Annotated in this window: 8 protein-coding genes; 4 read left to right on the top strand and 4 right to left on the bottom strand. The window is 71.0% G+C overall.

The window, feature by feature from the left end:
• Window positions 1-74: 74 nt before the first annotated feature.
• The 4 genes from JR064_RS05830 to JR064_RS05815 form a co-directional block, all read right to left on the bottom strand.
• Window positions 75-845: an SDR family oxidoreductase gene (locus tag JR064_RS05830; protein WP_206229091.1), complete on the bottom strand. Its 771-nt coding sequence runs from the start codon at window positions 843-845 to the stop codon at window positions 75-77.
• 353 nt (window positions 846-1,198) lie between these two features.
• Window positions 1,199-2,092 carry a hydroxymethylglutaryl-CoA lyase gene (locus JR064_RS05825; protein WP_206229090.1) on the bottom strand — a complete coding sequence of 298 codons (894 nt, stop codon included), beginning with the start codon at window positions 2,090-2,092 and terminating at the stop codon, window positions 1,199-1,201.
• Window positions 2,093-2,268: 176 nt separating this feature from the next.
• Window positions 2,269-2,670, bottom strand: a complete 402-nt coding sequence (locus JR064_RS05820; RefSeq protein ID WP_191826728.1) for a VOC family protein — start codon at window positions 2,668-2,670, stop codon at window positions 2,269-2,271.
• Window positions 2,667-3,455, bottom strand: a complete 789-nt coding sequence (locus JR064_RS05815; protein ID WP_191826729.1) for an enoyl-CoA hydratase-related protein — start codon at window positions 3,453-3,455, stop codon at window positions 2,667-2,669. The genes JR064_RS05820 and JR064_RS05815 overlap by 4 nt, the downstream gene beginning before the upstream one ends.
• Before the next feature lie 125 nt (window positions 3,456-3,580).
• On the opposite strand from JR064_RS05815, the gene JR064_RS05810 reads away from it, so the two are divergent.
• From JR064_RS05810 to JR064_RS05795, 4 genes are read left to right on the top strand one after another with little or no spacing between them, the layout of a single operon-like run.
• Window positions 3,581-3,838 (top strand): FeoA family protein, encoded by a 258-nt coding sequence (locus JR064_RS05810; protein ID WP_139117945.1) that lies wholly within the window; start codon window positions 3,581-3,583, stop codon window positions 3,836-3,838.
• The gene (feoB, locus tag JR064_RS05805) at window positions 3,835-5,694 is read left to right on the top strand and encodes a ferrous iron transporter B (protein ID WP_179564381.1); all 1,860 of its coding nucleotides are present in this window, start codon (window positions 3,835-3,837) and stop codon (window positions 5,692-5,694) included. The genes JR064_RS05810 and feoB overlap by 4 nt, the downstream gene beginning before the upstream one ends.
• 1 nt (window position 5,695) lies before the next feature.
• The gene (locus JR064_RS05800) at window positions 5,696-5,950 is read left to right on the top strand and encodes a DUF6587 family protein (RefSeq protein ID WP_179564383.1); all 255 of its coding nucleotides are present in this window, start codon (window positions 5,696-5,698) and stop codon (window positions 5,948-5,950) included.
• The gene (locus JR064_RS05795; protein ID WP_206229089.1) at window positions 5,892-6,386 is read left to right on the top strand and encodes a hypothetical protein; all 495 of its coding nucleotides are present in this window, start codon (window positions 5,892-5,894) and stop codon (window positions 6,384-6,386) included. Before JR064_RS05800 ends, JR064_RS05795 begins: the two co-directional genes overlap by 59 nt.
• The last annotated feature ends 329 nt before the right edge of the window (window positions 6,387-6,715 follow it).

Raw genomic sequence — 6,715 nt, 5'->3', positions numbered from 1 at the left:
GGTAAAAGGCAGGGCGGGGGGGCGAAGGGGCGGGGTGCTTTTACGAATCCCCAATCCCCAATCACGAATCCCCGCTACTTGGGTGCCAACCGCACCGCGCCATCGAGGCGGATGACTTCGCCGTTGAGATAGCGGTTGCGCAGCAGGAACATCACCGTGTCGGCGAATTCCTCGGGGCGGCCGAGCCGCGGCGGGAACGGGATCGAGGCGGCCAGCGACTGCTGCACCGCCTCGGGCATGCCGTCCACCATCGGGGTCCAGAAAATGCCCGGGGCGATGGTGTTGACGCGGATACCGAAGCGCGCCAGTTCTCGCGCCATCGGCAGGGTCATCGCCACCACGCCGCCCTTGGAGGCGGCATAGGCGGCCTGGCCGATCTGGCCTTCGTAGGCGGCGACGCTGGCGGTGTTGACGATCGCGCCGCGTTCGCCGTCCTCGCCCGGCGGGTTGTGCTGCATCAGGTCGGCGGCGGCCTTGGCGACGTTGAAGCTGCCGACCAGGTTGACCATCACCGTTCCCTGGAACGTGGCCAGCGGCATCGGCGCCTCCTTGCCGAGCACGCGGCCGGCGCCGAGGATGCCGGCGCAGTTGATCGCGGCGTTGAGCCCGCCGAGGAAGTCGCGCGCCGCGCCGAGGTGCGCGGCCACCTGCGCCTCGTCGCTGACGTCGGTGCGGAAATAGCGCGCCTGCGCGGCGCCGAGCGCGGCGACCGCGGCCGCGCCCTTGTCGTCGTTGAGGTCGAACAGCGCGACCTTGCCGCCGTCGGCGACGATGCGTTGCGCGACCGCCAGGCCAAGGCCGGAAACGCCGCCGGTGACCACCGCGCGGATATCGGCAAGCTGCATGGATGTTCCCTCCCAGGAAAGCGCGCATTTTAGCCGACTCTCCGCTGCGGCTGCCCGGCTGGCCACCGCAAGCGCGTGAAAGCGCCTGCCAGGCCTGGCGGGCGCATCGTGCTTCGCGTTCGCTGCGTCTGCCTGCACGGCGGCGATTGCATGGAACACGGCGCACCCGCTTCGGCCGGTGCGCGCGAGGAGGACATGCGCCGCTGGTCGGCGCCCGTATTCGCGTCAGTGCCGTGCGCACCGGACTGGAATGTCCTCGACCTGCACGCCCGGCATTGGCGTGGGCGTTGTTGCCGGCACAGGATCGGTAGGCCTTGCCGGCGCGCCGATCCCGCCGCGCCGGTCGGCCGCGGTTACGCCGCCGCCAGCGCCTGGCCGACCTTGCTGCCGGTCGGCCTGCCGAGTTTCTGCGCCAGCCAGCGCCCGGTCGCGGCCAAGGCCGCCAGGTCGATGCCGGTGGCCACGCCGTTGCCGTGCAGCAGGTAGACCACGTCCTCGCTGGCCACGTTGCCGCTGGCGCCCCTGGCGTACGGACAGCCGCCGGCGCCGGACACCGCCGCATCGACCACGCGCACGCCTTCTTCCAGGCACGCGGCGATATTGGCCAGGGCCTGGCCGTAGGTGTCGTGGAAATGCACCGCCAGCGCCGGCATCGGCACCTCGGCGGCGACCGCGCGCAGCATCGCCCGCGCCTTGCCCGGGGTGCCGACGCCGATGGTGTCGCCCAGCGAGATCTCGTAGCAGCCCATCGTGTGCAGCTGCCGCGCCACCCGCACCACGTCGGCCAGCGGCACGTCGCCCTGGTAGGGGCAGCCGAGCACGGTGGACACGTAGCCACGCACCTTGACCCCATCGGCGGCCGCGCGCGCCAGCACCGGCGCGAAGCGCGCCAACGATTCGTCGATGCCGGCATTGGTGTTGGTGCGGTTGAAGGTCTCCGAGGCGGCGGTGAACACCGCGACCTCGCGCACGCCGACCGCGGCCGCACGCTCGTAACCCTGCAGGTTCGGCACCAGCACCGGGTAGTCCACGCCCGGCGCCGGCACGATGCCGGTGTAGACCTCGGCCGCGTCGGCCAACTGCGGCACCCATTTCGGGCTGACGAAACTGGTCGCCTCGATGCTGCGCAGGCCGGTGCGCGACAGCTGCGCGATCAGCTCGATCTTGTCGGCGGTGGCGACCCAGGCCTTTTCGTTCTGCAGGCCGTCGCGCGGTCCCACTTCCACCAGGCGGACGAAGTCGCTCATCGGCGGCGCCTGCACTGGGGTGCGCAAGCGGGCGCTGTCGGGAGAGGCGGCGTGGGGCAGGGCGGAAACAGCGAAGTGGCGGTCACATGCAGTCCTTGAAGTGAACGGCTGCGCGCCGTTGCCGAGCGGCGCAGGCCACAGCCTGCGCGAAGTGCGGCGCCATCAGAGGGCGCCGCTCAGGCGCTCGCCGGCCGCTGGCAGACGGCTTCGATGTTGTGCCCATCCGGATCCAGCAGGAAGGCGCCGTAGTAGTTGGGGTGGTAGTGCGGACGCAGGCCTGGGGCGCCGTTGTCGCGACCGCCGGCGGCCAGCCCGGCGCGATGGAAGGCATCCACCTGGGCGCGGTCGGCGGCGACGAAGGCCAGATGCAGCTGGCCGCCGGCGCCGGCGGCGCCATCGGTCAGCCAGACGCTGGGCTTGCCGTCGCGGCCGAAGCCGATGTGGCGGCGATCGCCGCTCTGTGCCGCGCTCACCTCCATCACGATATCCAGCCCGAGCGTGGCCAGTGCGGCGCGATAGAAGGCGAGGCTGCGCTCCAGGTCGACGCAGCGCAGGCCGATGTGGTCGAACGGGCTCACCAGAATCCCAGCCAGTTCGGGTCGCGCTTGTCCAGGAACGCGCTCAGGCCTTCCTGGCCTTCGGCCGAGACCCGCAGCCGCGCGATCAGCGCGGCGTTGTCGCGGTCCAGCGTGGCGTTGTCGCCGCCGGCGGCGACCCGGCGCACCAGCGCCTTGGCGCCGGCGGCGGCGAGCGGGCCGGCCTGGCCGAGCAGTTCCACCTGGCGCTGCACCGCCGCGTCCAGCGCGGTCGGCGCCACGGTCTGGTGCACCAGGCCGATCTGGGTAGCGGTCGCCGCATCGAACGCTTCGGCGCTGGCGAACCAGCGCCGCGCCTGGCGCGCGCCGATCGCGGCGATCACATACGGCGAGATCACCGCCGGCAATAGGCCCAGGCGGCTCTCGCTGAGCCCGAAGCGGGCATCGGTGGAGGCCACCGCGATGTCGCAGCAGGCGACCAGCCCGACCGCGCCGCCGAAGGTCGCGCCGTGCACCCGCGCCACGGTCGGCTTGGGCAGTTCGTCCAGGGTGCGCATCAGCTGCGCCAGCGCCAGCGCATCGGCCAGGTTGTCCGCCTCGCTGGCGCCGGCCATCGAACGCATCCACTGCAGGTCGGCGCCGGCCGAGAACGCGGCGCCGGCACCGGCCAGCACCACCACCTTGACCTTCGGATCGGCGCCGATCTGGTGCAGCGCTTCGGTCAGCTGCGCGATCAGCGCGGCGTCGAACGCGTTGCGCACCTCGGGTCGGTTCAGCCGCAGCGTCAGGACCTTGCCTGAGCGCTCCAGCAGCAATGCATCGCTCATCGGCAGTTCTCGTACGGAGGGATAACGGCAGCCATATGGGAATCATAGCTGGCCGCGCCGGCCGCGCCATCATGCGCTGCGACGGTGCTACAATTGATAACCATTCTTATTCGACGGAACGTTCCGTGACGTTGTCCGACATGCCGTTGCGCAGCACCGCCACCGTAGAGACCGTGCACGACCGCCAGCCCAACGACGCCATCGCGCGCCGCCTGCGCGAGCTGGGGTTCGTCGCCGGCGAACAGGTGCAGGTGCTGGCCAGCGGTCCGGTCGGCGGCGAGCCGTTGCTGGTGCAGGTCGGCTATACCCGTTTCGCCCTGCGCCGCAGCGAAGCGGCGCGGGTGCAGGTCAGCGTCGGTGCCGCCGCCGAGGCGCAGTCATGAGCGCGGACGCCGTTCCGCTGCGCCTGGCCCTGGTCGGCAATCCGAACTGCGGCAAGACCGCGCTGTTCAACCAGCTCACCGGCAGCAAACAGAAGGTGGCCAACTACGCCGGCGTGACCGTCGAGCGCAAGGAAGGCCGCTTCCGCGCGCCGTCCGGGCGCGACTTCGCCGTGCTCGACCTGCCGGGCGCCTACAGCCTGCAGCCGGCCAGCCTGGACGAGGCGATCACCCGCGACTTGTGCCGCGGCTTTTATCCGGGCGAGCCGGCGCCGGACGTGCTGGTGTGCGTGGTCGATGCCACCAACCTGCGCCTGCACCTGCGCTTCGCGCTGGAGCTGCGCGAGCTGGGCAAGCCGATGCTGGTGGCGCTGAACATGGTCGATGCCGCGCAGCGCCGCGGCATCCAGATCGACCGCCAGGCGCTGGAAGACGCGCTCGGGGTGCCGGTGATCGAGACCGTGGCGGTGCGCCGCAACGGCGCCAGGGCGCTGGTCGAGCGGCTCGACGCGCTGGCTCCGGCGCTGCCGCCGGCGGTGGCGCCGGCCGAAGGGCAGGGCGACTACCACCAGCAGGTGCGGCGCATCCTCGCCGCCGCGGTGTCGATGCCGACCCGCACCTCGCGCATCGACGACGCGCTGGACCGCTGGCTGCTGCATCCGGTCGCCGGGCTGCTGACCCTGGCGGTGGTGATGTTCCTGATCTTCCAGGCGGTGTACGCCTGGGCGGCGCCGCTGATGGACCTGATCGACGGCGGCAGCAAGGCGCTCGGCGCCTGGGTCGGTGCGACGCTGCCGCCCGGGCCGCTCAACAGCCTGCTGGTCGACGGCATCATCGCCGGCCTCGGCGGGGTGGTGATCTTCCTGCCGCAGATCCTGATCCTGTTCGCCTTCATCCTGGCGCTGGAGGAATCCGGCTACCTGCCGCGCGCGGCGTTCCTGCTCGACCGCATGATGGCGGCGGCCGGATTGTCGGGGCGCTCGTTCATCCCGCTGCTGTCCAGCTTCGCCTGCGCGGTGCCCGGCATCATGTCCACGCGCAGCATCCAGGACCCGCGCGACCGCCTGGCCACGATTCTGGTCGCGCCGCTGATGACCTGCTCGGCGCGCTTGCCGGTGTACGCGCTGCTGATCGGCGCGTTCATCCCGCAGAAAAAAGTCTGGGGCGTGTTCAACCAGCAGGGCCTGGTGCTGTTCGGCCTGTATTTCGCCGCGATCGCCAGCGCGCTGGCGGTGTCGTGGACGATGAAGAAGTGGCGCCGCGACAAGGGCGAGCACCCGTTGCTGCTGGAGTTGCCGTCGTACCGCGTGCCGCACCTGCGCGACCTGGCGCTGGGCCTGTGGGAGCGCGCGGCGATCTTCCTCAAGCGCGTCGGCGGCATCATCCTGGCGCTGACCATCCTGCTGTGGTTCCTGCTGTCGTTCCCGGCCGCGCCGGCCAACGCCACGTTGCCGCCGATCGACTACAGCTTCGCCGGCCGCATCGGCCATGCGATGACCACGGTGTTCGCGCCGCTGGGCTTCAACTGGCAGATCTGCATCGCGCTGATCCCCGGCCTGGCCGCGCGCGAAGTGGCGGTGGCGTCGCTGGCGACGGTGTACGCGCTGTCGGCGGCCGACGACGATGCCGCCGCGCAGGCGTTGTCGCCGCTGATCAGCGACGGCTGGTCGCTGGCCACCGCGCTGTCGCTGCTGGTCTGGTACATCTACGCGCCGATGTGCATTTCCACCCTGGCCACGATCAAGCGCGAGACCAACTCGTGGAAGCAGATGAGCTTCGCCGCGTTCTACCTGTTCGCGCTGGCGTATCTGGCCTCGCTGGTCACCTACCAGGTCGCGGCGGCACTGGGAGCCGGCTGAGATGAGCGCTTCGCTGCTGTTGCAGTACCTGGTGATCGCACTGGCGGTCCTGCTCAGCGCCTGGGTGGTGCTGAAGAAGCAGTTTCCCGGCACCGCACGCAAGCTGCGCGGCGCCATCGCCGTGCGCCTGCTCAAGCCGGGTCGCCCATCCTGGTTGCAGGCCATGGGCCGCAGGATCGCGCCTGCGGCCACCGCCGGTGCCGGTGCGTGCGGTGGCTGCGACAGCTGCGGCCCGGCACCGCCGCGCCGGCATTGAACTGGCAGCGGCGGGCGGCAACGATGCGCCGACACCGGCTGCCATGAGCGATCTGCCGCTGCCCATGCTGCCGGCGGCTGCCTTCTTCGGCCTGGATCTGCAGGCGCTCGCGCCGCCGCAGCGCGACGCATTGCGTCACGCCGATGCCGATTTCCGCGCCGTCGCGGCTGGCCGCGTGCCGCTGCACGCGCGCATCGATCCCGAAGCGCCATTGCCGGCCGACGGCGGCACCCGCTATTACCGGGGGCAGGGCTATCGGTTGACCGTGTTGCGCCGCCTGTCCTCCATCGGTGCGCAGACCGCGATCGCCTACGGCCCGATCCTGCAGTTGGACGAGGCGCTGTTCGCGGCGGCGGCACTTCCCGCCATCTCGGATGTGCGTCTGTATACGCCTGCCGCGCTGGGGCAATTGTTGGGCGCCGCAGCACAGGCTTGATGCCGGCACCCGCGGACCGTTGTTCGGCGGCCGCCATAGTGGCAGCTGCGACCGTTGCGGCCTGTCACCGTCGCGGCGGCATCGACTTTGCCGGCAGGCGGAATGGGGGAGGCGACACTTGCTGCCGTGAGGCTGCGCCATCGGGCTGTGCCTGCGGCGATGGCTGTTGCCGACATCGCGTTGCGCTCAAAAAAGCCTGCCCGCATCCGCGCGCGCGCGACCGGTTCGCGTAGCGGTCGCGCCGCAGCGTCTTGGCTGCACGATGCGCTCTGCGCTGGCGCTGCGTTGAAGCGCTACTGCCATGCCTGCGTGATAAGCAACGTAGAAGG

Origin of the sequence: Xanthomonas bonasiae, assembly GCF_017163705.1 — a bacterium.
GTDB lineage: Bacteria > Pseudomonadota > Gammaproteobacteria > Xanthomonadales > Xanthomonadaceae > Xanthomonas_A > Xanthomonas_A bonasiae.
The sequence above is the reverse complement of the archived record's forward strand: the minus strand, read 5'-3'. Positions and strand labels throughout refer to the sequence as shown.

Bases quoted from the DNA above. Each gene is read 5' to 3' on its own strand.
- JR064_RS05830 (WP_206229091.1), bottom strand. From the start codon at position 845: ATGCAGCTTGCCGATATCCGCGCGGTGGTCACCGGCGGCGTTTCCGGC.
- JR064_RS05825 (WP_206229090.1), bottom strand. From the start codon at position 2,092: ATGAGCGACTTCGTCCGCCTGGTGGAAGTGGGACCGCGCGACGGCCTG.
- JR064_RS05815 (WP_191826729.1), bottom strand. From the start codon at position 3,455: ATGAGCGATGCATTGCTGCTGGAGCGCTCAGGCAAGGTCCTGACGCTG.
- feoB (WP_179564381.1), top strand. From the start codon at position 3,835: ATGAGCGCGGACGCCGTTCCGCTGCGCCTGGCCCTGGTCGGCAATCCG.
- JR064_RS05800 (WP_179564383.1), top strand. From the start codon at position 5,696: ATGAGCGCTTCGCTGCTGTTGCAGTACCTGGTGATCGCACTGGCGGTC.